The organism is Devosia enhydra, assembly GCF_900119845.1.
Lineage (GTDB): Bacteria > Pseudomonadota > Alphaproteobacteria > Rhizobiales > Devosiaceae > FPKU01.
This window is the reverse complement of the sequence record NZ_FPKU01000004.1, coordinates 44,227-66,977: the sequence shown is the minus strand read 5'-3', so window position 1 is coordinate 66,977 and position 22,751 is coordinate 44,227. Positions and strand designations below refer to the sequence as shown.

Here is a 22,751-nt window from a genome sequence, read left to right as displayed (position 1 = left end):
CTCACCCCCTCAATGCCGCCGCCTCGCGGGCCAGGCGTTCGATGCGGGCCCAGTCGCCGGATTCGATGGCATCGGCGGGCATCACCCAGCTGCCGCCCACGCAAATGACATTGGGCAGCTTGAGATAGGTTTTGGCCTTTTCGGCATCGATGCCGCCGGTGGGGCAGAAGGTGATGTCGGGCAGAGGCGAGGCGAAGGCCTTGAGCACGGGGGCGCCGCCCAGCGCCTCGGCGGGGAAGAATTTGAGGAAGGAATAGCCGTGCTCGGCCGCCGTCATCGCCTCGGTCGGCGTGCCGATGCCGGGCAAGAGCGGAATGGCGACGTCGTCGGCCGCTTCCAGCAGCCGCATCGGCGCCCCCGGCGAGACCATGAAGCGGCAGCCGGCATCGACCGATTTTTCCATCTGCAGGGGGCTGCGCACCGTGCCGGAGCCGACCACGGCGCCCGCGACCTTTGCCATTTCGGCAATCACCCGCAGCGCATTGGGCGTGCGCAGCGTGACTTCGAGCACCGGCAACCCGCCCGCCACCAGCGCTTCGGCCAGCGGCCGGGCCTTGTCGACATCATCGAGGATGATCACCGGAATGACCGGGGCGAGGGTGAGGGTCTCTCGAAGGGTCGCGCTGTCCTGCGCCATGCTGGTCTCCCGGGGTCGGATGCCGATGCGGGACAATTGCACGGCCCGCCTTCACGTCCCAGAAGGGTTAGGAGTTTGCCCCTGCCCGATCAAGCCCATAAGGGGGACAGGAAGGATTGAAATGGCGGGGGCGGGTCCTTAAGTTCCAGCCGCCGGAGCGTCCCGGCGTCGCGGGAAATGGCAAGTCCGATGGTGCAGCTGATCAACGCCCTCACCCCCGTGGAAGAGGCGCGCGCAATTCTCGCCGACAGCTATGATCTGGCCTTCTCCCCGGCCGTGAAGCGCGAGACCGAAGCCGTGTTCGATCGGGTGCGCGACCGCATCCCCGAGATCGAATGGCCCTTCTATGCCCCGCTGATCGTGCAGATCAACCGGCTGAAGAAGGCCAAGGACGCGGTGATCCTCGCCCATAATTACCAGACCCCGCAGATCTATCATGGGGTGGCCGATGTGGTGGGCGACAGCCTGCAACTTGCGATCGAGGCGACCAAGGTGCGCCAGCAGGTGATCGTGCAGTGCGGCGTGCATTTCATGGCCGAGACCAGCAAGCTGCTCAACCCCGAGAAAACGGTGCTGATCCCCGACAGCCGCGCCGGCTGCTCGCTCGCCTCCTCGATCACCCCCGAGGACGTGCTGGCGATGAAGGCGCAATATCCCGGTGCCCCGGTGGTCACCTATGTCAACACCTCGGCGGCCGTGAAGGCGGTGACCGATGTGTGCTGCACCTCTTCTAACGCGCTCGACATCGTCAACCGGGTCGAGGGCGACCAGGTGATCATGATCCCCGACCAGTATCTGGCCCAGAACACCGCCAAGAAGACCGCCAAGAAGATCATCACCTGGGCCGGCGCATGCGAGGTGCACGAAACCTTCACCGCCGCAGATATCGCCGAATTGCGCCACGCCTATCCGGCGGCGAAGATCATCGCCCACCCCGAATGCCCGCCCGAGGTGATCGATGCAGTGGATTTTTCCGGCTCGACGGCGGCGATGATCGACTATGTCAAGCGCGAGCGCCCGCCCCGCGTGGTGATGGTCACCGAATGCTCGATGTCGGACAATGTCGCCTCGGAAACCACCGGGGTGGATTTTCTGCGCGGCTGCAATATTTGCCCGCACATGAAGCGCATCAATCTCGAGAACGTGCTGTGGTCGCTCCACACCATGAGCGAGGAGGTGACCGTGCCAGCCGAGATCGCCGGCCCCGCCCGCCTCGCGGTGGAACGCATGATTGCATTGAGCCGCAAGGGCGACTGAGCCCTCGCTATCGCCGCATGAAGATATGCTCGCGATGAAAGGCGAGCGCGGCAGGATCGGGGCGGGCGGTGCCTGCGGCGGGAAGCATCAGCCTGCCGCCGGGCGCCAGCCGTTCGAGCAGTTCGGGGTCGAGCGTTGCGAGATCGGCGATGATCTGGAGGCCCGGGCCGATCGTCAGATGCCCGTCGCGAAAGGCCGCTGCTGCCACCCGCTCGAGGGCGAGAAAATTATCGGCGTGCAGCAACCCGCCCGTACCGAGCGGCTTTATGGCGACGATTTCGAGATGGTCGTGCAGGAAGTCGGTGGCCGGCTCATAAGCCCGACCGGTCAATGCGCAGGTATGGTGATAGGCGCGCAGCACATGGGTATAAAGGCTGCGCAGCGTCTCGATCGAGGGCGGCGCTGCCGGCGCAGATTCGAACAGAGGCTGGGCTTCGGACAGAAAGCGCAGCCAATAGTCGGGATGGCCGGGATCATCGCTTTGTGCCATGCACCGGACACTATCGGGATCACTACGTAAGTCAAACCTACGTCAAAACACGGCTGGCCCATGCCCACATTCGACAACACCCTCAATGCGGATGGCGCGCTGATCGTGGGGGCCGGCCTTGCAGGGCTCTTCTGCGCCCTGAAGCTGGCGCCGCGGCCGGTGACCGTGCTTTCGCCGCGCCCCCTGGGCACCGGGGCCTCTTCGGCCTGGGCACAGGGCGGGGTGGCGGCGGCGATCGGGGCGGGCGACACCCCCCTCGCCCATGCGCTCGACACCGAGATGGCGGGGGCCGGCATTGTCGATCACGGCATCGCCGAATCGGTGACCGCCGAGGCGGCGGCGCGCATCGAGGACCTCGCGCGCTGGGGCACGCCCTTCGACCGCGACGATTTCGGCAATTTCGAACTGGGCCGCGAAGCCGCCCATTCGGCCAATCGCATCGTCAAGGTCGAGGGCGACCGGGCCGGCTGGGCGATCATGCAGGCCATCGTGGCCGAGGTGCGGCGCACGCCCTCGATCCGCGTCGTCGAGGGGATCACCGCCGTCGACCTCGCCCGCGCCGATGGCCGCATCGTCGGGGTGTTCTGCCGCAAGCTCGGCGATCGCTATACCGAGCCGGTATTCATCCGCGCCCGCGCCACGGTGCTGGCGGCCGGCGGGCTGGGCGGGCTCTATGCGGTCACCACCAATCCGCCCGGCGTGCGCGGCCACGCCATGGGCATGGCGGCTCGCGCCGGCGCGATCATCGCCGATGCCGAATTCGTGCAGTTCCACCCCACCGCGATCCTGACCGGGGCCGATCCGGCGCCGCTCGCCACCGAAGCGCTGCGCGGAGAAGGCGCGATCCTCGTCAACGACCTCGGCGAGCGCTTCATGCCCGCCCTCCATCCCGATGCCGAGCTGGCGCCGCGCGATGTCGTGGCGCGCGCCAATTTCCGCGAGATCAAGGCCGGGCGGCAGGTGTTTCTCGATACCCGCGCGGCACTGGGCGAGAGCATTCTGACCCGCTTCCCCACGGTGGCGAAGTATTGCCTCGATGCCGGCATCGATCCGGTCAATGGCATGATCCCGGTGACGCCGGCAGCGCATTTCCACATGGGCGGCGTCAAGGTCGACGAGCGCGGCCGCGCCTCCCTGCCCGGCCTCTGGGTGTGCGGGGAAGCCAGCTGCACCGGGCTGCACGGGGCCAACCGGCTGGCCTCGAACTCGCTGCTCGAAGCCATCGTCTATGGCGCGCGCATCGCCGCCGACATTGGCGGGCTCGAGCCGGTACGCACGCTGGCGCCCTTCGACGGCATCGCCTGGAACGACGCCGATGGCGAAGCCGCCGAGCTCGTGCTGCGCAACCTGCCGGCGGTGCGTGATCTGCGCGCGGTGATGTCGGGTCTCGTCGGGGTCGAGCGCGATGCCGAAGGCTTGCGCGACGCGCTGAGGCGCATCGCCGATCTCGAGGCCAACGCCGAAAAGGTCACCCGCGCCTATCTCAACATGACGACCTCGGCGACGCTGGTCGCCGCCTCCGCCCTCAAGCGCACGGAAAGCCGGGGCGGCCATTTCCGCATCGATTTCCCCGAGCCCGATCCGTCCTGGGAGCACCATACCGAAATGACGCTCGAGGAAGCCCACGCCATCCGCGCCTCGGCTTGAAGCCAGCTGCGCTCGCCACTATCATAAAATGATACTGGCGAATGGAGACGACCATGCCCTCGAGCTACACCATCGGCGAGCATTACGAAGCCCTGGCGCGCGAACTCGTCGCATCGGGCCGCTATGCCAGCGTCAGCGAAGTCCTGCGCGATTCCATGCGCCTGCTCGAAGAGCGCGAGGCGCTGCGCGCCTGGAAGCTCGAAGCGCTGAAAAAGGCGATCGCGGAGGGGGAGGCGAGCGGCGACGCTGTGCCTTGGGAAAGCGCCGATCAGTTGATCGAAGAAGGCCGACGCATCCTCGCCGAGCGAGCCAAGCACGATGCCGCTTGATATCCGGCACCGTCCCCTCGCGCGCACGGACCGGCTCGATATCTGGCTTCATATCGCCGAGGACAGCCTGGCTGCTGCCGATCGCATGCTGCATCGTTTCGACGAAGTGGCATCCATGCTGGCCGAGCAACCGCAGTCCGGGGCCGCTCGCCCCGGCCTGGGGACCGGGCTTCGCGCCTTTCCGGTCGAGACCTTCGTTCTCTATTACCGCATCTTGCCTGACCATATCGAGGTCATCCGCATTCTCCACGCGGCGCGCGACGTGAAGCCTGAGCTTCTGGACTAGCCAGAACCGACCTCTTCGGCTCTTCGCCGATGTCCGGGATCGCGCCGATCTTGCCCCTCTTCACCCCGCCCGGCGCCATGCGGCGAGTGCCGCCTCGGCTTCCGCGAGCGTGGGTGGCTGGCAGCCCTTGTGGCCGCAATTGAGCCCGGCCACGACGGCGCCGAAGGCGAGCATGGCGTGGAGCGTTTCGGTATCCAGCCCCGCGAGCCGGTCGGGCACCAGGTGCCCGTTGCGATGCAGGAAGGTGAGGATGCCCGCCATCAGGCTGTCGCCGGCGCCCACGGTGTCCCCGAAGACCGGCGGGGCATAGACGCCCATCTCCGCCGAGCCGCTGCGGGAAAAGGCGCGCGAGCCCCCTTCCCCGAGGGTCAGCACGAAGAGCCGGCAGTTTTCCTGCGCGAGGAAGGCCGCGGCATGCGCCTCAACGCTCATCGACGCATCGAGCCGCTCGAGATCCTCGATGCTCATCTTGATGATGTGCGCGCGCGCAAAGAACCGGTCGAGCCGCGCCCGGTAATCAGCAAAATCATCGACGAGCGAGGGGCGCACATTGGGGTCGATGGAAATGATGGCGCCGCGCGCGGCAGCCTCGTCGATCACAGCGAGCCATACCGGGGTATCGGCCGGCGCGATGGTGCAGAAGCCACCGACCTCGAACACAGTCGGACGCTCGGGCAGCGCCGCGAGCAGGCTTTCGCGCGTAAAGGCCCGATCGGCGCCGCGGTGGAAGCGGTAGCTGGCCTGCCCCTTTGCGTTGAGCGTCACCACCGCAAGCGTCGAGGCGGCATCTACGCGCTCGGGCATCAGCGCCGCGACCTTGGCCGCCGCGAGCGGCTCGAGCAGATAGCCGCCGAAATCATCGTCGCTGATCGGGCAGAGAAAACCCGTCTCGCGCTCGAGCAGCCCCAGCGCGCGGGCGCAATTATAGGCCGACCCACCCTGATAGGCGGTCATCCTGACAAGACCGTCCCCGCCCCTGGGGTCCGAAACGAGGTCGATCAGGCTTTCCCCGGCGACGACGAACATGACCGCACTCCTCCTGCTGACCCGCTCCGCGATGGTTACAACGGCGGCGGCCCGGCCAGCAAGCGGCCCGTTCCGGGGGGCGAGCGGGAGAAATTCGTTGACCGCAAGCCCGCAGCATGGTCGCTTAGCGCAAAATCGGTACGTCCGGGCCAAACGGGCGGCCTTCTGTATGTCGGGGGAAGTCTTGAACGCTTTAGCTGTCTTCGTGAGGACGGTCGGCGCGGCCAACAGGGTGATCGGGTTGACCCTGGCCTGGCTGGCTCTGGCCTGTGTGCTGGTCTGCTTCGCGGTCGTGGTGCAGCGCTACGCCTTCCGCGTCTCCTATCTCTGGATACAGGATCTCTATGTCTGGCTCGCCGGCGCAATGTTCACCGGGGTGGCTGGCTTTGCGCTGCTGCGGGATGACCATGTGCGGGTCGACATCTTCTACCGGCCGGCTCCGGTGCGGCGGAAGGCGCTGATCGACCTCTTCGGCGTTCTCGTGTTCCTCCTCCCCTTCGTTTATGTCGTCGCCTCTTATGGCTGGACGCCGGTGTCGCGTTCCTGGCGCCTCAGCGAGGGGTCTTCCAATATCGGCGGCATGCCGGGACTTTTCGTGCTCAAGACCTTCATCCTGGTCTTTGCGGTGGTGGTGGGGATGCAGGGACTCGCCATGGCGGCTCGCTCGATCCTGGTGCTGGCCGGCAAGGAGCATCTGCTGCCCGAAACGCTGCGCTACCGTACCGAGGAGACCGCGAAATGAGCGCCGTTCTCCTGGGCGAAATCCTCGCCGGCACGATGTTCCTGGGCGTCATCGGCGTGCTGCTGCTGGGCTTTCCTGTCGCCTTTTCGCTGGCCGGCACGGCGCTGATCTTCGGGGCGGTCGGGCACACGCTGGGGCTCTTCGATCCCTCAAATTTCGGGGCGCTCGCCTCGCGCTATATCGGCTTCATGACCAATGAAGTGCTGGTGGCGGTGCCGCTCTTCATCTTCATGGGCGTGATGCTCGAACGCTCCGGCATCGCCGAGCAATTGCTCACCACCATGGGCAAGCTCTTCGGCAATCTGCGCGGCGGGCTGGGCATCTCGGTCATCCTCGTGGGAGCGCTCTTGGCCGCCTCGACGGGCGTCGTCGGCGCCACCGTCGTGACCATGGGGCTGATCTCGCTGCCCGCCATGCTGCGTGCCGGCTACGATCCCAAGCTCGCTACCGGCGTCATCTGCGCCTCGGGCACGCTGGGGCAGATCATCCCGCCCTCCACCGTGCTGATCTTCATGGGCGACATGCTCTCGTCGATCAACGCGCAGGTGCAGATGGCCAAGGGCAATTTCGCGCCCGAACCCGTTTCTGTCGGCGCGCTGTTCTCGGGGGCCATGCTGCCGGGTCTGCTTCTCGTCTCGCTCTACATCTGCTGGATGATCTTCAAGGCAGTGACCGACCCCGCCTCCTGCCCGGCGACCCCGGTGCCCGAGGCCGAGCGCAAGGGCCTGTTGCGCGAGGTTGCGGTGGCGCTGGCGCCGCCGCTGCTGCTGATCCTGGCCGTGCTCGGCTCGATCCTCGGCGGCATCGCCACACCCACCGAGGCCGCCTCGGTGGGCGCCGTGGGCGCGATGATCCTCGCGACGGCGCGTGGCCGGTTCAGCTTTACGCTTTTGCGCGATGCCTCCATATCGACGGCGACGATCACCTCGATGGTGTTCATCATCCTGTTCGGCGCGGCCGTCTTCTCCATCGTCTTCCGCCTGATGGGCGGGGAAAACCTCGTGCACGAGTTCCTCAGTTCCATGCCAGGCGGCGCCATCGGCGCCACCATCGTGGTCATGGCCATCATGTTCGTGCTGGGCTTCATCCTCGACACCTTCGAGATCATCTTCATCGTGATCCCGATCACGGCTCCGGTGCTCTTGACGCTGGGTGTCGACCCGATCTGGCTCGGCGTCATCGTCGGGGTGAACCTGCAGACCAGCTTCCTGACCCCGCCTTTCGGCTTTGCGCTGTTCTACCTGCGCGGGGTTGCGCCGCCACGGGTGACGACGGGCATGATCTATCGCGGTGTCATCCCCTTCGTGGGCCTGCAACTGGTCGCAGTGGCCCTGCTCTTTATCTTCCCCCCCATTGCCACCTGGCTGCCGCGCCTCATCTACAATTGAGGCCCGGCAGCGCCGGAACGGCCCAAGCCTATCGAAGATTGACCGGTGCCGGGCGGCTACCTGTTCAGCAATTACCGGCGCGTCGGGCTGCCGCTTGAAGCCGTTGTTGTGGTGGTGGCAATACCGGCGATCCTGATCTTCTGGCCGCTCTGAGTGCCACCCCCAATCACTGCGCCCGATATGCGCAAAGGCCCAGCGCTTGCGCGAGGACGTGCGCTGCCCTAATTCTCGACCGACCGCCGGTCAGTCGGCGGGGGCACAGGGGGTGTGGGTGACACGAACGGTCAAGACGTCTGCGGAGCGGCAACAGGAACTGGTAGAGATCGCGCTAAGGCTCTTTCTCGAAAAGGGCTATGAAGCCACCACGATCAGCGAGGTGATCGCCGCCACGGGGCTCTCGAAGGGCGCCTTCTATCATCACTTCGCCGCCAAGGAGGATCTGCTCGAGGCCATTGCGGTCCGGATCGTCGATGATTCGCTGAGCCAGATCGATGCGGTACTGAACGATCGCGGCCTCAACGCCTTCGAGCGGCTCGATGCCTACTTTGCCCATGCCAGCAGCTGGAAAAGCGGCGATGGCCAGCGCGTCGTGCTGGCATTCGCCCGGATTTTCCGTCCCGACAACCTGCTGCTCTATCACCGCCTGCATCTGGCCGTGATGAAAAAGATCGCCCCCGTGCTGGGGCGGATCATCGCCGAAGGCGTCGCCGATCAGGTGTTCGACACCCCCGATGCCGAAACGGCGGCCGAGTTGCTGGTGCTGCTCAATGCCTCGACCCATGACCTCATGGCGCGGCTGGTGGTGGCCAAGACGCTCGCAGAGCGCAATGCCGCTGCCGATGCGCTCGACCGGCGGCTGCTCATGGTGGGGATCGCGGCCGACCGGCTGCTCGGCCTGCCCGACGGTTCGGTCCGCTTTGCCGTACCGGGTTTCGCGCAGGATCTGGCGCGCCTGCTCCCCGCACTGGAGGATAAAGGCGAAGCCCACAACATCGTGCCCCTGATGCGCAGCTGAGCCCAAGGGTTCCGGCCCGGTTGCCCCGGGCCGGATCTGTTCGCCGGATCTCAGTCCAGCGTGAAGAAGCGCTCGCGCGCCTGGAGGAACAGCGAATCGGTGCCGTCGGTCTTCTGGCGCACGATGTTGAAGGCCGAGACGAAGGATTCCGCCGTCTTCTTGGTCAGAGCGTCGCCGCTCTCGCGGATTTCCGTCAGGACGTCCTTGGCCGCCTTGGCGCCGGCTTCGAGGATCTCGTCCGGGAACTGCCGCACCTGCACGCCATGCTCGTTGATGAGCGCCTGGAGCGCACGCGGGTCGTTGGCGGCGAAATCGGCGGCCACGGCGTCATATTCAGCCTGGCAGACATCCTTGACGATGGCCTGGAGATCGGCCGGCAGCGCCTGGTACTTGGCCTTGTCGACCACGAGTTCGGTGGCGAGGCCCGGCTCGATGAAGCTGGGGAAATAATAGTTCTTGGCGATCTGGTAGAAGCCGAGCGCCAGATCGTTGTAGGGACCGACGAATTCAGCCGCATCCAGCGTGCCCGACTGCAGGGCGGCAAAGATTTCGCCCGCCGCGAGATTGGTCACAGAGGCACCCAGCCGCGACCACACCTGCCCGCCAAGGCCCGGAGTGCGGAAGCGCAGGCCCTGCACGCTCGACAGCCCGGTGAGTTCGTTGCGGAACCAGCCGCCGGCCTGCGTGCCCGTATCGCCTGAAAGAAAGCCTTGGAGCCCGAACTGGTCGTAGATCTCGTCCCAGATCTCCTGGCCACCCATGTAGCGCACCCAGCCGGTGAGTTCGCGGCTGGTCATGCCGAAGGGCACGCCGGTGAAAAAACTCAGCCCCTGGCTCTTGTTCTGCCAGTAATAGGCGGCGCCATGGCTCATTTCGGCCGAGCCGTCGATCACGGCATCGAGCGACTGCAGGCCCGGCACCATCTCGCCGGCTGCAAAGACCTGGATGGTGAGGCGACCGCCCGAAGCGGCCGTGATCCGGTCTGCAAGGCGCTGCGCGCCGACACCGAGGCCCGGGAAGTTCTTGGGCCAGGTGGTGACCATGCGCCAGGTGGTGTTGCCCTGCGAAATGGCGGGGGTAGCGAGCGCCGTCGCAGCGGCGGCGCCGGCAGTCAGCGCACCGGCAGACTTGAAAAATTCGCGTCTCTTCACTTGCGTCCTCCAGGAGTGTCCGCTTGATGCGGAGCTTATGCGCGGCCGGCTCTTCATGAGGTCTTCCCGGTAAACCGGTGCCGCGCTTGCGAGGACAACAAAAGCAGGGGGCGCGGCAACTGTCCAGTGCTGGACCGTCGGCTGCCCGACTATTGCCCCTGCCGGCGCAGCAGATCGTTCGAATAGATGTTGTGCGCGCCCACATTGTGGATGTCGCGCTCGCCCATCAGCGCCATGGTGATATCCGCCTCGCGCTCGATGATCCTGAGCGCCCGGGTCACGCCGGCTTCCCCGCCCGCGCCCAGCCCGTAGAGGAAGGCCCGGCCGATGAAGGTGCCGCGGGCGCCCAGCGCCACCGCCTTCAGCACATCCTGCCCCGAGCGGATGCCGCCATCGAGATAGACCTCGACATCATTGTGCACCGCATCGACGATTTCGGGCAGAACCTGGATCGAGGACGGCGCCCCATCGAGCTGGCGGCCGCCATGATTGGAGACGATGATGGCATCGGCGCCCGCACGGATGGCGGCCCGCGCATCCTCGGGATCGAGAATGCCCTTGACGATCACCGGGCCCCCGAAGCGATCCTTGACCCAGCCGATATCCTTCCACGACAGCGTCGGATCGAACTGCTCGGCCGTCCATTTCGACAGCGAGGTCAGGTCGGTCGAGGCATCGACATGGCCATGGATGTTGCGGAAGGTGCGCCGCTGCGTGCCCAGCATGCCGAAGGCCCAGCCCGGCTTGCGCATCATCTCGAACACGAAGCGCGGCGTGATCTTGGGCGGGGTCGAGAGCCCGTTGCGGATGTCCTTGTGGCGCTGCCCCAGGATCTGGAGATCCATGGTGAGGACCAGCGCCGAGCATCTGGCCGCCTTGGCCCGGTCGATCAGCCGCTCGATGAAGCTCTTGTCGCGCATCACATAGAGCTGGAACCAGAACGGCGTGCTCGTGTGCTCAGCGATATCCTCGATCGAGCAGATGCTCATGGTCGAGAGCGTGAACGGCACGCCCATCTTTTCGGCGGCGCGCGCCGCCTTGATCTCGCCGTCGGCGATCTGCATGCCGGTCAATCCGGTGGGCGCGATGGCCACCGGCATCGCCACGTCATGGCCCAGCATGGTGGTGCGCAGGGTGCGCCCTTCCATGTTCACGGCCACGCGCTGGCGGAACTTGATCTTGCGGAAATCATCCTCATTGGCCCGATAGGTGCTCTCGGTCCAGGCGCCGGAATCGGCGTAGTCGAAGAACTGCCGCGGCACGCGCTTTTTCGCGAGCGTCTTGAGTTCGTCGATGGTGAGCGCGCGCTCGAGAGCCGATGCCATGGTCCGCCGCGGCGTCTGCCGCGCCCCGATTTGAGCCGGCGTCAGCACTAATATATGAGATGCCAGTCGTCAATCAGCCGTCACGGGCAGGACGCGCTGCGCGCCACCCGCCCTTGCCGCCTCAAGCGAAACAGGCTTTCATCGCTTGTGAACCCAACGGCAGGAAGGGGGCCGCTCATGGCGCTGGTCGGGGATGCCTACGCGTATTTCGACAGGAAATTCTACAGCCTGACAGTGCCGATCGCCGATCTCGAGCGTATCCACACCGGCTGCCGCTGGGCCGAAGGACCGGTCTGGTTCGCCGATGGCGGCTATCTGGTCTGGAGCGACATTCCCAACAACCGGCTCCTGCGTTACCTGCCCGATCACGGGGTTTCGGTGTTCCGGGCCGATGCCAATTACATCAACGGCAACACGCGCGACCGCGAGGGGCGGCTGGTCTCGTGCTCGCATGGCGCCCGCGCGCTGATCCGCACCGAATGGGACGGCACGATCACGGTGCTGGCCGATCGCTACCAGGGCAAGCGGCTCAATTCGCCCAATGATGTCGTGGTCAGGTCCGACGGCACCATCTGGTTCACCGACCCGACCTACGGCATCCTGTCCGATTATGAGGGCTACAAGGCCGATCCCGAGCAGTCCGGCTGCTTCGTCTTCCGCTTCGATCCGTCCACGGGGTCGCTTTCGGTGGTGGCCGACGATTTCGTCAAGCCCAACGGGCTGGCCTTCTCGCCCGATGAATCAACGCTCTACATCGCCGATTCGGGCCGCAGCCATGATCCCGATGGCCCCGGCCATATCCGCGCCTTCGCGGTCTCGGAGGACAACCGCCTTTCAGGCGGCGCCGTTTTCGCGTCGCTCGAAAAGGATCTCTTCGATGGCTTCCGCGTCGATGTCGAGGGACATGTCTGGGCCAGCGCCGGGGCCGGCATCAATTGTTACGAGCCGGGCGGCGCGCTTCTGGGGCGCATCAAGGCGCCGCAGATGGTCTCCAACCTCTGCTTCGGCGGTCCCCGCCGCAACCAGCTGTTCTTCACCGCTACTCACGAGGTTTACTCCGTGTTTGTGGGGGTGAGCGGCTGCCAACGGCCATGAGCGGGCCCTCGCGCTTCGAGACGGCTCTGCGAGCCGCCTCAGCATGAGGACGGAGGGATCGGAGGACCGCACCTGAGGTCGAATGGATAGGCAGCCTTTCTCACCCTGAGGGCCGGAGAGGACCTCACCCTGAGGAGCGCCACAAGGCGCGTCTCGAAGGGCGAGGTCCGGGCGCCCCTTAGTTGGCGCCCACCGGGGCCTCGACGGACACGATCTCGAGCATTTGGGGGTGGCCGTTGCGGTCTTCCCAGCCGATCTTCTGGCCGGCGCGCAGGCCGATCAGGGCCGTGCCGATGGGGGTCAGCACCGAGACGCGCCCGGCGCTGATATCGGCGTCGGCCGGATAAACCAGCGTCACCGTGCGGGTGGTCGCACCGGCCCTGTAGGTGACGCGGGCGCCCATGCGCACCGCGTCGGCGGGCAGCTTGGCCTGCGGCACGACACGGGCGCGTTCGACCTCGTCGAGCAGGTCGTCGCCCGCCTCGCTGCCGGCTCCAGCAAGCCCGAGGGCCAAGAGCTTTTCATGGTCTTCATTGCCAATCACGAGGGCCGGGCGTCGGGGCCGGCTGTCGCTGCGGGCGGAAAGGGATGGTTCAGTCATGATGATGTCTTTCGTCTTCGCCCGCCAAAGCGGCCAGGCGGTGAATGCTTGGGATATGCGCGAGCGACCCCCCGGTCCGAAGGGTCTGCCAGCCTGTCGATGAGCGTTGGATGCAAGCGGGCCCTAAGTCCCGCCAGCGCACGGCAAGACTTAGGGCGCGCCGCTCTTGGCGGTCTGCGCTTTCTCGAAGCCGGTCATGGCGGCGTCGGTGTGCCGGATGATACTCATGTCGCCAAAGGTAGGCGAGATCGGGCGCAAGTCAAGCGTCGGCAGAACGCTCAGGCCCCGATGACCGGCGGCAGGGACCGGCCATGCCGGCGCAGATGCTCGGCCACGGCAAGGGGCGCGAGTTCGGCGAGCCCGTCGAAATCGACCAGTTGCGCATTGTAGAGCGGCAGGCGCCAGCGCTCTCCGGCGCGGGCAAAGCTCAGGCTGTGATAGACGCCCATCCGGGTTTCCGGCCGCCAGTCGGTGAGGGTCTCGTGCGGCACGATCTCGGCATCGGTGTGCCCGAAGAGCCCCCAGCGCCTGAGGCTGAGGCGCTCGCGATCCATCGCCAGTTCGGAGATTGTATGGCGGTTGGCAAGCGCGCTGATGCCGAGCGCGAAGGCGAGCGCCCCCAGCCCCACAGGCAGCACGATGGCGACGACGGCAGCCAGCTGGTCGTTCGCCAGTGCCGAAACCAGCGTCAGCGAGGAGAGGGAGGCGACGGCGACGAGCAGAAAGAGCCAGTTGCGCACCGGAATGGTGTGCCGGAACACGACCCGCATCCGCTGCGCCCCCGTCACAGCGTCAACGCCCGATCACATCACCGCGCCGACCTGCCAGGGCACGAACTCGTTGTCGCCATAGCCCAGGAGCTCCGACTTGGTCTTTTCGCCCGAGGCGATGCGCAGCATCAGGTCGAAGATCTCCTGACCCTTCTCCTCGAGGCTCATCGTGCCCTCGACGATGTCGCCGCAATTGATGTCCATGTCGTCGGTCATGCGGGCATAGAGATCGGAATTGGTGGCAAGCTTGATCGAGGGCACCGGCTTGCAGCCATAGGCCGAACCGCGCCCTGTGGTGAAAGCAAGAATGTTCGCGCCCCCGGCCACCTGACCCGTCGCCGAAACGGGGTCGAAGCCCGGCGTATCCATGAACACGAGGCCCTTGGCCGTCACCGGCTCGGCATATTCATAAACGGCCGTCAGCGCCGTATTGCCGCCCTTGGCCGCCGCGCCGAGCGACTTTTCGAGAATGGTGGTGAGCCCGCCCGCCTTGTTGCCCGGCGAGGGATTGTTGTTCATCTCGCCGCCATTGCGGGCGCAGTAATCCTCCCACCAATGGATGCGCTCGATGAGCTTTTCGCCCACTTCGCGCGTCACGGCGCGGCGGGTGAGCAGGTGCTCGGCGCCATAGACCTCGGAGGTTTCAGACAGGATGCCCGTGCCGCCCTGGCGCACGAGGATATCCACCGCGATGCCCAGCGCCGGATTGGCGGTGATGCCGGAATAGCCGTCCGACCCGCCGCATTGCAGCGCGAGGATGAGCTCGGAGGCCGGCACCGTCTCGCGCCGGGCCCGGGCGGCGATCGGCAGCATCTCCTTGATGCGCTCGACGCCCCATTCAATCATCTTTTTGGTGCCACCCCGTTCCTGGATGGTCATGGTCTGGAAGGTGTCATTGTCCTCGATGCCGTAGAGTTCCTTCATCCGGCCGATCTGGAAGACTTCGCAGCCCAGCCCCACCAGCAGCGCGCCGCCGAGATTGGGGTTCGAGGCATAGCCCCATTGCGTGCGCTTCAAGATGTCGAAGCCTTCGCCCTTGCCGGCCATGCCGCAGCCGGTGCCATGCACGAAGGGGATGACGCCGTCGATCTCGGGATAATCCTCGAGAATGCCGGAGCGGTTGATCGCCTCGGCCATGAATTTGGCGACGGTGGCCGAGCAGTTCACCGAGGTGAGGATACCGAGATAGTTGCGCGTGCCCACCTTGCCATTGGCGCGGCGATAGCCCTCGAACGTGGCGCGCTGCGCCTCGGGCACGTAATCGGTCACCGGCACGGCGGCGGAATAATCGTAATTGCGCTCGAAGGCGCCCAGTTCGGGGCCCATGTTGCAATTGTGCTCATGCACCCACTCGCCTGCCGGCAGATCCTTGCTGGCAAAGCCGATGATCTGGCCGAACTTGCGGATGGGCGCGCCATTGGCCACCGGCTGGGTGGTGAATTTGTGCCCCTTGGGCACGCGCTTGCCAAGCGTCACGCCCTCGGGCGTCGTCGCGCCCACATCGAGATTGACGAGCGCCACCGCCACATTGTCGGTGGGGTTGAGCACCAGCGTGCGAGCGGAGGGGCGGGACATCATTTCGTTCATGGCTGCTCTGGCGTCGGGCTCGAGTTCGGGAGGACGAGACTGTGCACGGGGCCGGTGCGCAGCACCTGCGCGATTGCCCTGCGGCAGCTCACCGACTAACATGTTAGCATGAAAGCGGACACGACGACATATGGTTTTCTCGACCCCTCACGCAACCCCCAGCGCGGCGGGCTGACCCAGCACGTCACCGATTCGCTGCGCCGCGCCATAGTCGGGCTCGACCTTGCGCCGGGCACCGCCATCGACAAGCCGGCGATCTGCGCCCGGCTCGGAGTTTCGCGCTTCCCGGTGTCCGAAGCGCTCGCCCGGTTGCAGGCCGAGGGTCTGGTCGAGATCCTGCCCCAGCGCGGCTCCATCGTCTCGCTCATCCGCATCGCCGACGTTCTCGAATTCATGCTCATTCGCAAGGCGCTGGAGGCCGAGGCAGTGCGTGTCGCCACGCGCAGCGGCGGGGATGGGCTCGTGGCGGCGCTCGAGCGCAATCTGGCCCTCCAGCAGGGCGCCGTCGAGGCCGATGACCGCTCCCTGTTCCACGCGCACGATCTCGACTTCCACGAACTCTTGATGGACGCCACCGGCTTTTCCCGGCTCGGCGCCACCATCGACAGCGCCCGCGCCAATATCGATCGCGCCCGCCGCCTGGTGCTGAGCCCGCGCCGGCTCGAGACCTCCTGCTCCGAGCACCGCGCCATCGTCAGGGCCATCGCCTCGGGCGACGAGCGGGCGGGTGCCGTCGCGATGCGCGCCCATATCGATTCGGTGGTGGCCGAACTCGTGGCCTTCGCCCGCGTCCATCCCGAGCCTTTCGCCGATGGCGACCCTGCCGCCATAGACACCGCGTCAACCAGATATCCTGCCGGCTGATCCGGCAGGCTCAAGGGAGAAATCCATGCTCAAATCCATCCCCCCCATCATCGGGCCGGACCTGCTGCGCATCCTGCGGGCCATGGGCCATGGCGACGAGATCGCCATCGTCGATGCCAATTATCCGGCCGACAGCGCCGGGCCCGAGATCGTGCGGATGGACGGGCTTTCGGCCACCGACGTGCTCGATGCCATCCTCACGCTCATGCCGCTCGATACCTTCGTGGACGAAGCGGCCCTGGGCATGGAAGTCGTGGGCAGCACGCCGGGCCATCGCGAGCCGATCTATGATGATTTCGACGCCATCATCACCAAGCACGAGCCAGAGATGAAGCTTGCAGCCATGGAGCGCTTCGCCTTCTACGACCGGGTCAAGGATGCCTATGCCATCGTCGCCACCGGCGAGCGCCGGCTCTATGGCAATATCCTGCTGAAAAAGGGCATCATCCGGCCCGAATGACCGGCTTTATGGCCGCGCCGAACGGTTTTTGCGCGCCCTGCCCTCGACATCGGGCCAAGGCGCGCTAAAGCAATGTCCCGAACTGCGGGAGCCGGTCCCGTGGCACAGGCCCGGCCGGGGCTTCGATATGTCCCGGCCCGCCGCCGCATTCCGGCTGCCCCACCCTATTCAAGACTGTCCAGGGAGAGACCTCCGATGAAACTCATGCGTGTCGGTGCCAAGGGCGCCGAAAAGCCCGCCATCCTCGCCACCGACGGGACCATCCGCGACCTCACCGGCATCGTGGGCGATATCGATGGCGCGGCGCTGACCCCCGAGGGTCTCGCGCGCATCGCCGCCGTCGACCCGATGAGCCTGCCCAAGCTCGATGCCGGCCAGCGCGTCGGTCCCTGCGTCGGCAAGGTCGGCAAGTTCATCGCCATCGGCCTCAACTATGCCGATCATGCGGCCGAAACCAATTCGCCGATCCCCAAGGAGCCGATCATCTTCATGAAGGCCACGAGCTGCATCGTGGGGCCCTTCGACGATGTCACCATTCCGCGCGGCTCGGAAAAGTCCGACTGGGAAGTCGAGCTCGGCGTCGTCATCGGCAAGGAGGCCCGCTATGTCGATGAGGCCGATGCCATGGACCACGTCGCGGGCTATTGCGTGGTCAACGACCTCTCCGAGCGCGCCTACCAGATCGAGCGCGGCGGCACCTGGGACAAGGGCAAGGGCTGCGACACCTTCGGCCCCATCGGCCCCTGGATGGTGACGCGCGACGAGATCGCCGACCCGCAGAACCTGAGCATGTGGCTCGATGTCGATGGCCATCGCTACCAGAACGGCTCGACCAGGACGATGATCTTCGGGGTCGCCCATCTTGTGAGCTATATCAGCCAGTTCATGAGCCTGCAGCCGGGCGACATCATCACCACCGGCACCCCGCCGGGCGTCGGCATGGGCCAGAAGCCGCAGGTCTATCTCAAGCCCGGCCAGACCATGCGTCTCAGCATCGAAGGCCTGGGCGAGCAGAGCCAGACGACCTTCGCCTATGCCGGCTGACCGCTCACGCGGTTGACTGTGACACGAGCTTGAGGCAAGGGCGCGTCCTGAACGGGAGGCGCCCTTGTCCTTTGAGGTGATGCAGCGCGGCACGGTGCGCGAGGTCTTCCTCGCATTCCTCGGGCTGGGACTCACCAGCTTTGGCGGGCCGGTGGCCCATATCGGCTATTTCCGCACCGAATTCGTCGAGCGCCGGCACTGGCTCTCGGACGCCGACTATGCCGATATCGTGGCGCTCTGCCAGTTCCTACCCGGGCCTGCATCGAGCCAGGTCGGGCTGGCGCTGGGCAAACTGCGCGCCGGCTATTGGGGCGCGCTCGCCGCATGGGCCGCCTTCACCCTGCCTTCGGTCATCCTGCTGCTGATCTTCGCCTGGGGTCTCGCCAGCATTGGCGGGGCCGAAAGCGGGCTTTTGCACGGGCTCAAGATCGCCGCCCTCGCCGTGGTGGCGCAGGCGGTGTGGTCGATGGGCAAATCGCTCGTCCCCGATCGGGGCCGCTTCATCGTCGCCAGCCTCACCGCCATCGCGGTTCTGGCGATCCCCAGCAACCTGACGCAGGTCGCGGCGATCGCGCTGGCGCTGGGGCTCGGCATGATGATGGCGCCCCGTGCCATGCCGGAGCCGACGCCGCAGATCCGCCCGTCCGTTGGCCGTGACTGGCCGTGGCTCGGGCTCTTTGTGCTGGGGCTTGTCGCCCTGCCGCTGCTCGCGACGCTGACCGGCAGCCCCGATCTCCGCCTCGCCGACAGCCTCTATCGCACCGGATCGTTGGTGTTCGGGGGCGGCCATGTGGTGCTGCCGCTGCTCGAAGGCGAACTCGTCGGCCCCGGCCTCATCGATCGCGAGACGTTCCTCGCCGGCTATGGCGCCGCTCAGGCGGTGCCCGGTCCGCTGTTTTCGTTCGCCGCCTATGCCGGGGCGATGCTCTACGGGCCGCCCAGCGGGCTCTGGGGCGCGACGATCGCGCTTGTCGCGATCTACCTGCCCTCGGCTTTTCTCGTCTTCGGCACTCTGGGTTACTGGCAGGCGCTCAAGCACCAGCCGCGGCTGCGCGGCGGGCTCTCGCTCGCCAACGCCGCCGTAGTGGGGCTGCTGGTCGCGGCGCTCTATACGCCGGTCTTCACCAGCGCGGTGATGGGCCCGCGCGACGCGGCCCTCGCCATTGCCGCCTATGCGGCGCTGACGGCGCTGAAACTGCCGCCCTGGCTCGTGGTGGTGCTCTGCGCCCTCGCCGGCTGGGCGCTGGCGCAGATCTCCTGAGACGTCAGGGTCTGCGCGCGACGAGGTCAATTTCCACGAGCGCGCCCACGGCCAGCCCGGTGACCCCGATGGTGGTGCGCGCCGGCAGCTTGTCGGGGGTGAAATAGCCCACATAGGTCTCGTTCATCGTCTTGTAGTCGCGCTCGAACTCCGTGAGGTAGATGCGCGCCATCGTCACATGCTCGAAGCCGAGCCCGATACCACCGAGCACGATCTTCAGATTATCGAGCACCCGCCGCGTCTGCGCTTCGATACCCTCGGGCAGCGGTGCATCGGGGGCGGCCGGATCGGTCGGCATCTGGCCGGTGACGAACACCCAGCCATCGGCCTCCACCGCGTGGCTGAATGGCGCCACCGGGCGCGGCCCCGAAGCGATCATGTGATGAACCGGCAGTCCCATTTCAGTCCCCCCTTATGCCTTAAGGCGCGCCATTCTCCGCCCCGGCCCGGCAAAGTCAATCCGCCAGTCCATTCGAGGGACTGGACAAGTGCATGCGCCAGAACCACATTTTTCCGTGTCGCCAGGAACAAGGAGCCGCAGATGTCCACCAAGCTTTCCATCACGCGCGAGGACGATGGCCACAGGGGCCGCTGGTATGCCGGGCTCGATGACGGAGCCGAGGCCGAGATGACCTATCGGCATGGGCCCGACAAAGTGATCAGCATCGACCACACCTTCGTGCCCGAAAGCCATCGCGGCCAGGGCATCGCTGAGGCGCTGATGAATGCGGCGATCGCCTCCGCGCGCGCGGATGGGCTCAAGATCCGGCCGCTCTGCTCCTATGCCGTGCTACAGTTCCGCCGCCACAAGGACTGGGCCGACCTTCTGGCGCCCTGACCGCCCTGCGGCTGAAAGTCGGCTCAGAAGCTGCCCAGATATTCCCCGTCCTCGGTGAGAATGTCGCGCAGATCATGCCAGGGCACGCTCGCCACCGGCGCGCCTGCGGCATAGGCCGTGACCTCATAGGGCTGGAAGCGGAACTCCATGCCGCTTTCGGTGAACCGCCAGCGCGCGGGATCGACCACCGCCTCGGCGACAGCCGTCTCGTAATCGTCCCAGAGCCCGTCGCCCATCTGCGCCTTGAGAGCCGCCGAGACGATGCCGGCCAGAGGCGTCGCCCAGTCCTCGCCCGCAAAGATGTCCGAGGCTTCGAGTGGCCGCATCTGGTCGGAGAGGAAGTGCCGATAGGTAATGGCGTAATTGCCATGCGCGGCGCCATGACCATACCAATATTCGGTGGCTTCGAGGCTGATCATCCGGCTCGCCACCCGATCCACGACGAGGGTGGTATCGGTATCGGCGTCGAACTCGTCCTCGCCCTCCTCGGCCTCAGCCTCGGGATTGGCGGCGTTCTGCGCCTCTGCATCGATGGCGGCAAACCAGTCCGCCGTTTCGCCGGCGACATAGGCGTTGAAGGCCTCGGCGAGCGCGTCGGTCCCGTCGATCCGGGCAACCGACACGCGCGTCGTCTTCACCTTGTTCCACTCCTCCTCGCCCGATGGCGGTTCGGTCTTGAACCGTTCGAGAAGGTAAAAGCGCTTGCCCCCGATCATCCGGCTCTCCTCGAGCCCCGAAATGCGGCTGGTGAACTCGCTTTTGAGGCAGTTGAGGCCGTCATCGTCATAGGCGGCAGCGAGCGGCTGCCCGTCGGGCGTGCAGGCCCTTTCGACATAAGCGAGCCATTCGCGCTGGCCCGCCCGCATCGTCGCGCCGGCATCGGCCGAAAGCCCGCCGATCGCGGTGGCATAGGCGACCGCCAGCACTTCGTCATCGCCCGAGAGCTCTGGATCGGCGCAGATGGCGCGCTCGAAGGCGGTGGTGGCGCGGCCGCAATCGAAGCTGGCGGCGCCCGCCGGCATGCTCAGCAGCGGCGCCGAGCCGGTGCCCAGCCCGGCGAGGAGAACGAGGAAAGCCTTGTTCATGGCGGCGTCCTTTCCAGGGTTTGGTGCGAAGGCTACCATCCCGCAGGCCTGAGGTCAGCCCCGGAGCGATCGATCAGGCTGTCAGCCGCATCGGGCTGCCGCCATGGCGCTGCGGGTCATAGATCACCACGCGATTGCGCCCCTCGGCCTTAGCGCGATAGAGCGCGGTGTCGGCCCGGTCGGCTGCCGCTTCCAGGCTTTCATCGGGCACAACGAGATAGGCCCCGACGCTGACGGTGATCTGCGCCGTCTGCCCGCCGGGCAGGTCGATAGCGGCGCTGGTGATGGCCCGCTGCACGGCATCGGCGATCGCCTTGAGGCTCTGCGCCCCGATATCGTGGATGAGCACGATGAACTCGTCCCCGCCCCAGCGCCCCACCCCGTCGCGGCTGCGCGCCACATCCTTGAGCCGCTGGGCCACCGCCACCACCACTGCATCGCCCGCCGCATGGCCGAAACTGTCGTTGATGCGCTTGAAGTGATCGACATCGATCAGGAGCAGCGCCAGCTGCGCCGCACCCTTGCGCTCGGCGCTGACGGCCGCGAAACGGTCGGAAAAGCCTCGGCGATTGGCGATACCGGTCAACTGGTCGACAAAGGCCAGTGCCTCGAGCGCCTCGGTGCGCCGCCGCACCTCGCGCTCCAGCATCTGAGTATTGCCGCCCACTTCATGGGCCATTTCGGCAAAGGCGCGGCTGAGCCGCCCGATCTCATCGCTGGCCGGGTCGGCATGGGTTGAATCAGCATGGGCGAAATTACCCGCCTTGATCGCCGCCACCCGAGCTTCCACCAGCTTCAGACGATCGAGCACGATGCGCTTGAAGACGAACGCCACCGTCAGGCTCGCTGCCAGCACCACGGCCGCCAAAAGCAGCCCGATGGGCACGAAGAGCCGGCGGTCGATGATCTTGTCCACATCCATGAAGGTGATGTTGTACCAGCCGAGCCGGTCGAGATAGCCCACCCCCACCAGCACGTCATGGCCGCCGATCCGCATCATGCGGCTTTCGACCTCGACATCGCTCGTCGTCACGTCCTCGAGCATGGCCCTGAGGGCCACCTCGTCCTGCGGCCGGTCGAGCAGCGCGAAGATGGTCTTGCGGGCCCCGATCTGCTTGGTGAGGCTGTGGAAATCCACCAGCCGCTCGTCGCGATGCGCCTGCAGGGCGCCGTTGCGATCGACGAACATTGCCTCCACTCCGGTCTGGGGAATGTCGACGACCTCGCGGATGAAGCTCGTGAGATCGAGCCCCGAGCCCAGCACGCCCAAAACCTCGTCGCCATCGCGCACCACGCAGTTGAACCAAACCTTGGTCACGCGCAGCACATCGTCATGGTCGACATTGAGGTGGCAGCCATCGCCCAGCGCCATGGTGGAGTAGAACCAGCCATCACGCGGATTGTCCGGCGAGAGCGTGTAGCGCAGCTGGTCCCCGGCATAGGCGTTCTGCGCGTCGTTGAAATAATAATTGCCCGATCCGGCGACCACGAAGAAATAGCTCTTGTCGGCAAAGGCCAGCCGGTAATGCTCCAGTTCGGCAAGCCCGCGCGCCCGGCGTTCGGGGTCGGCCTCGTTCCGGGCCCAGTCGAGGATGATCGGGGCGCGGGCGAGGGTTTCGGCCAGCGTCACTTCCTGCAACAGCGCGCCCATGCCGCGATAGCGGTCGAACAGCACCTGCTTTTCGGCAAACAGCGTGCCCAGCCGCTCGATGGTCGACTGCACGATCCAGGTAAAGCTGATATAGGCCGGCACCCCCACCGCCACGAAAGCGAGGAGGGTGAGAACCAGCATCCGCGTCCGCAGACCCTGCGGGTAGAATCGACCGAGCGCCGCGATCACGCCTCGGCTCCCG

The 22,751-nt window shown here is 66.2% G+C and carries 24 protein-coding genes; 13 read left to right on the top strand and 11 right to left on the bottom strand.

All coding sequences use genetic code 11. The features are described 5' to 3' along the window. Position 1 precedes the first annotated feature (1 nt). On the bottom strand, positions 2-637 hold the full coding sequence (eda, locus tag BT183_RS18835; RefSeq protein ID WP_072346503.1) for a bifunctional 4-hydroxy-2-oxoglutarate aldolase/2-dehydro-3-deoxy-phosphogluconate aldolase: 636 nt from the start codon (positions 635-637) through the stop codon (positions 2-4). Positions 638-814: 177 nt separating this feature from the next. On the opposite strand from eda, the gene nadA reads away from it, so the two are divergent. Beyond that, a complete protein-coding gene (nadA, locus tag BT183_RS18830) occupies positions 815-1,894 on the top strand; it encodes a quinolinate synthase NadA (protein WP_244545396.1) in 1,080 nt (359 codons plus the stop codon). A 7-nt stretch (positions 1,895-1,901) separates the two neighbouring features. Here nadA and BT183_RS18825 read toward each other — a convergent pair whose 3' ends face one another. Next, a complete protein-coding gene (locus BT183_RS18825; RefSeq protein WP_072346501.1) occupies positions 1,902-2,384 on the bottom strand; it encodes a hypothetical protein in 483 nt (160 codons plus the stop codon). Positions 2,385-2,444: 60 nt separating this feature from the next. Between BT183_RS18825 and BT183_RS18820 the strand changes: the two genes are divergently transcribed. Genes BT183_RS18820 through BT183_RS18810 form a run of 3 tightly spaced genes read left to right on the top strand, consistent with a single transcriptional unit; the run spans position 2,445 to position 4,646 of the window. Next, positions 2,445-4,031, top strand: coding sequence for an L-aspartate oxidase (locus BT183_RS18820; RefSeq protein WP_072346499.1), 1,587 nt, complete (start codon positions 2,445-2,447; stop codon positions 4,029-4,031). 53 nt (positions 4,032-4,084) lie between these two features. Continuing rightward, positions 4,085-4,360 carry a type II toxin-antitoxin system ParD family antitoxin gene (locus BT183_RS18815; protein WP_072346953.1) on the top strand — a complete coding sequence of 92 codons (276 nt, stop codon included), beginning with the start codon at positions 4,085-4,087 and terminating at the stop codon, positions 4,358-4,360. Next, positions 4,350-4,646 carry a type II toxin-antitoxin system RelE/ParE family toxin gene (locus BT183_RS18810; protein ID WP_072346497.1) on the top strand — a complete coding sequence of 99 codons (297 nt, stop codon included), beginning with the start codon at positions 4,350-4,352 and terminating at the stop codon, positions 4,644-4,646. The genes BT183_RS18815 and BT183_RS18810 overlap by 11 nt, the downstream gene beginning before the upstream one ends. A 60-nt stretch (positions 4,647-4,706) precedes the next feature. Here the strand turns inward: BT183_RS18810 and BT183_RS18805 are convergent, their stop codons facing one another. Continuing rightward, entirely contained in the window at positions 4,707-5,672 is a 966-nt protein-coding gene (locus BT183_RS18805; RefSeq protein ID WP_072346495.1) for a PfkB family carbohydrate kinase, read from the bottom strand. Positions 5,673-5,856: 184 nt separating this feature from the next. On the opposite strand from BT183_RS18805, the gene BT183_RS18800 reads away from it, so the two are divergent. From BT183_RS18800 to BT183_RS21195, 3 genes are all read left to right on the top strand, one after another. After that, entirely contained in the window at positions 5,857-6,414 is a 558-nt protein-coding gene (locus tag BT183_RS18800) for a TRAP transporter small permease subunit (protein WP_072346951.1), read from the top strand. After that, complete coding sequence (locus BT183_RS18795; protein WP_072346493.1) at positions 6,411-7,802, top strand: TRAP transporter large permease; 1,392 nt, start codon at positions 6,411-6,413, stop codon at positions 7,800-7,802. Before BT183_RS18800 ends, BT183_RS18795 begins: the two co-directional genes overlap by 4 nt. 271 nt (positions 7,803-8,073) lie before the next feature. Further along, a complete protein-coding gene (locus tag BT183_RS21195) occupies positions 8,074-8,817 on the top strand; it encodes a TetR/AcrR family transcriptional regulator (protein ID WP_072346949.1) in 744 nt (247 codons plus the stop codon). 50 nt (positions 8,818-8,867) lie between these two features. On the opposite strand, the gene BT183_RS18785 is transcribed toward BT183_RS21195, so the two are convergent. Continuing rightward, positions 8,868-9,968 carry a TRAP transporter substrate-binding protein gene (locus tag BT183_RS18785; protein WP_072346491.1) on the bottom strand — a complete coding sequence of 367 codons (1,101 nt, stop codon included), beginning with the start codon at positions 9,966-9,968 and terminating at the stop codon, positions 8,868-8,870. A 149-nt stretch (positions 9,969-10,117) separates the two neighbouring features. Continuing rightward, a complete protein-coding gene (locus BT183_RS18780; RefSeq protein WP_072346489.1) occupies positions 10,118-11,293 on the bottom strand; it encodes an alpha-hydroxy acid oxidase in 1,176 nt (391 codons plus the stop codon). 177 nt (positions 11,294-11,470) lie between these two features. Between BT183_RS18780 and BT183_RS18775 the strand changes: the two genes are divergently transcribed. Beyond that, positions 11,471-12,388, top strand: coding sequence for an SMP-30/gluconolactonase/LRE family protein (locus tag BT183_RS18775; RefSeq protein ID WP_072346487.1), 918 nt, complete (start codon positions 11,471-11,473; stop codon positions 12,386-12,388). A gap of 178 nt (positions 12,389-12,566) precedes the next feature. On the opposite strand, the gene rnk is transcribed toward BT183_RS18775, so the two are convergent. From rnk to BT183_RS18760, 3 genes are all read right to left on the bottom strand, one after another. Next, a complete protein-coding gene (gene rnk / locus BT183_RS18770) occupies positions 12,567-12,989 on the bottom strand; it encodes a nucleoside diphosphate kinase regulator (protein WP_072346485.1) in 423 nt (140 codons plus the stop codon). 278 nt (positions 12,990-13,267) lie between these two features. Further along, positions 13,268-13,759 (bottom strand): hypothetical protein, encoded by a 492-nt coding sequence (locus BT183_RS18765; RefSeq protein ID WP_072346483.1) that lies wholly within the window; start codon positions 13,757-13,759, stop codon positions 13,268-13,270. A 33-nt stretch (positions 13,760-13,792) separates the two neighbouring features. Beyond that, a complete protein-coding gene (locus BT183_RS18760; protein ID WP_244545395.1) occupies positions 13,793-15,346 on the bottom strand; it encodes a UxaA family hydrolase in 1,554 nt (517 codons plus the stop codon). Positions 15,347-15,454: 108 nt separating this feature from the next. Between BT183_RS18760 and BT183_RS18755 the strand changes: the two genes are divergently transcribed. The 4 genes from BT183_RS18755 to chrA all read left to right on the top strand — a co-directional run bounded on the left by BT183_RS18755 (position 15,455) and on the right by chrA (position 18,975). Next, positions 15,455-16,210 carry a GntR family transcriptional regulator gene (locus BT183_RS18755; protein WP_072346481.1) on the top strand — a complete coding sequence of 252 codons (756 nt, stop codon included), beginning with the start codon at positions 15,455-15,457 and terminating at the stop codon, positions 16,208-16,210. 25 nt (positions 16,211-16,235) lie between these two features. Further along, complete coding sequence (locus BT183_RS18750; protein ID WP_072346479.1) at positions 16,236-16,670, top strand: RbsD/FucU family protein; 435 nt, start codon at positions 16,236-16,238, stop codon at positions 16,668-16,670. Between the two features lie 195 nt (positions 16,671-16,865). Continuing rightward, entirely contained in the window at positions 16,866-17,714 is an 849-nt protein-coding gene (locus BT183_RS18745) for a fumarylacetoacetate hydrolase family protein (protein WP_072346477.1), read from the top strand. A 79-nt stretch (positions 17,715-17,793) separates the two neighbouring features. After that, entirely contained in the window at positions 17,794-18,975 is a 1,182-nt protein-coding gene (chrA, locus tag BT183_RS18740) for a chromate efflux transporter (protein WP_072346945.1), read from the top strand. Positions 18,976-18,979: 4 nt separating this feature from the next. Here chrA and BT183_RS18735 read toward each other — a convergent pair whose 3' ends face one another. Beyond that, the gene (locus BT183_RS18735) at positions 18,980-19,354 is read right to left on the bottom strand and encodes a RidA family protein (protein ID WP_072346475.1); all 375 of its coding nucleotides are present in this window, start codon (positions 19,352-19,354) and stop codon (positions 18,980-18,982) included. A gap of 162 nt (positions 19,355-19,516) precedes the next feature. Here BT183_RS18735 and BT183_RS18730 point away from each other — a divergent pair, with 162 nt between their 5' ends. Next, a complete protein-coding gene (locus tag BT183_RS18730) occupies positions 19,517-19,813 on the top strand; it encodes a GNAT family N-acetyltransferase (RefSeq protein WP_072346473.1) in 297 nt (98 codons plus the stop codon). Positions 19,814-19,836: 23 nt separating this feature from the next. Here BT183_RS18730 and BT183_RS18725 read toward each other — a convergent pair whose 3' ends face one another. Both BT183_RS18725 and BT183_RS18720 read right to left on the bottom strand, forming a co-directional pair. After that, positions 19,837-20,898, bottom strand: coding sequence for a DUF3298 domain-containing protein (locus BT183_RS18725; protein WP_072346471.1), 1,062 nt, complete (start codon positions 20,896-20,898; stop codon positions 19,837-19,839). 73 nt (positions 20,899-20,971) lie between these two features. After that, on the bottom strand, positions 20,972-22,738 hold the full coding sequence (locus BT183_RS18720; RefSeq protein WP_244545394.1) for a diguanylate cyclase domain-containing protein: 1,767 nt from the start codon (positions 22,736-22,738) through the stop codon (positions 20,972-20,974). Positions 22,739-22,751 lie beyond the last annotated feature (13 nt).

Bases quoted from the DNA above. Each gene is read 5' to 3' on its own strand.
- eda (WP_072346503.1), bottom strand. From the start codon at position 637: ATGGCGCAGGACAGCGCGACCCTTCGAGAGACCCTCACCCTCGCCCCG.
- nadA (WP_244545396.1), top strand. From the start codon at position 815: ATGGCAAGTCCGATGGTGCAGCTGATCAACGCCCTCACCCCCGTGGAA.
- BT183_RS18825 (WP_072346501.1), bottom strand. From the start codon at position 2,384: ATGGCACAAAGCGATGATCCCGGCCATCCCGACTATTGGCTGCGCTTT.
- BT183_RS18820 (WP_072346499.1), top strand. From the start codon at position 2,445: ATGCCCACATTCGACAACACCCTCAATGCGGATGGCGCGCTGATCGTG.
- BT183_RS18815 (WP_072346953.1), top strand. From the start codon at position 4,085: ATGCCCTCGAGCTACACCATCGGCGAGCATTACGAAGCCCTGGCGCGC.
- BT183_RS18810 (WP_072346497.1), top strand. From the start codon at position 4,350: ATGCCGCTTGATATCCGGCACCGTCCCCTCGCGCGCACGGACCGGCTC.
- BT183_RS18805 (WP_072346495.1), bottom strand. From the start codon at position 5,672: ATGTTCGTCGTCGCCGGGGAAAGCCTGATCGACCTCGTTTCGGACCCC.
- BT183_RS18795 (WP_072346493.1), top strand. From the start codon at position 6,411: ATGAGCGCCGTTCTCCTGGGCGAAATCCTCGCCGGCACGATGTTCCTG.
- BT183_RS18780 (WP_072346489.1), bottom strand. From the start codon at position 11,293: ATGGCATCGGCTCTCGAGCGCGCGCTCACCATCGACGAACTCAAGACG.
- BT183_RS18775 (WP_072346487.1), top strand. From the start codon at position 11,471: ATGGCGCTGGTCGGGGATGCCTACGCGTATTTCGACAGGAAATTCTAC.
- rnk (WP_072346485.1), bottom strand. From the start codon at position 12,989: ATGACTGAACCATCCCTTTCCGCCCGCAGCGACAGCCGGCCCCGACGC.
- BT183_RS18765 (WP_072346483.1), bottom strand. From the start codon at position 13,759: ATGCGGGTCGTGTTCCGGCACACCATTCCGGTGCGCAACTGGCTCTTT.
- BT183_RS18760 (WP_244545395.1), bottom strand. From the start codon at position 15,346: ATGAACGAAATGATGTCCCGCCCCTCCGCTCGCACGCTGGTGCTCAAC.
- BT183_RS18755 (WP_072346481.1), top strand. From the start codon at position 15,455: ATGAAAGCGGACACGACGACATATGGTTTTCTCGACCCCTCACGCAAC.
- BT183_RS18750 (WP_072346479.1), top strand. From the start codon at position 16,236: ATGCTCAAATCCATCCCCCCCATCATCGGGCCGGACCTGCTGCGCATC.
- BT183_RS18745 (WP_072346477.1), top strand. From the start codon at position 16,866: ATGAAACTCATGCGTGTCGGTGCCAAGGGCGCCGAAAAGCCCGCCATC.
- chrA (WP_072346945.1), top strand. From the start codon at position 17,794: ATGCAGCGCGGCACGGTGCGCGAGGTCTTCCTCGCATTCCTCGGGCTG.
- BT183_RS18735 (WP_072346475.1), bottom strand. From the start codon at position 19,354: ATGATCGCTTCGGGGCCGCGCCCGGTGGCGCCATTCAGCCACGCGGTG.
- BT183_RS18730 (WP_072346473.1), top strand. From the start codon at position 19,517: ATGTCCACCAAGCTTTCCATCACGCGCGAGGACGATGGCCACAGGGGC.
- BT183_RS18725 (WP_072346471.1), bottom strand. From the start codon at position 20,898: ATGAACAAGGCTTTCCTCGTTCTCCTCGCCGGGCTGGGCACCGGCTCG.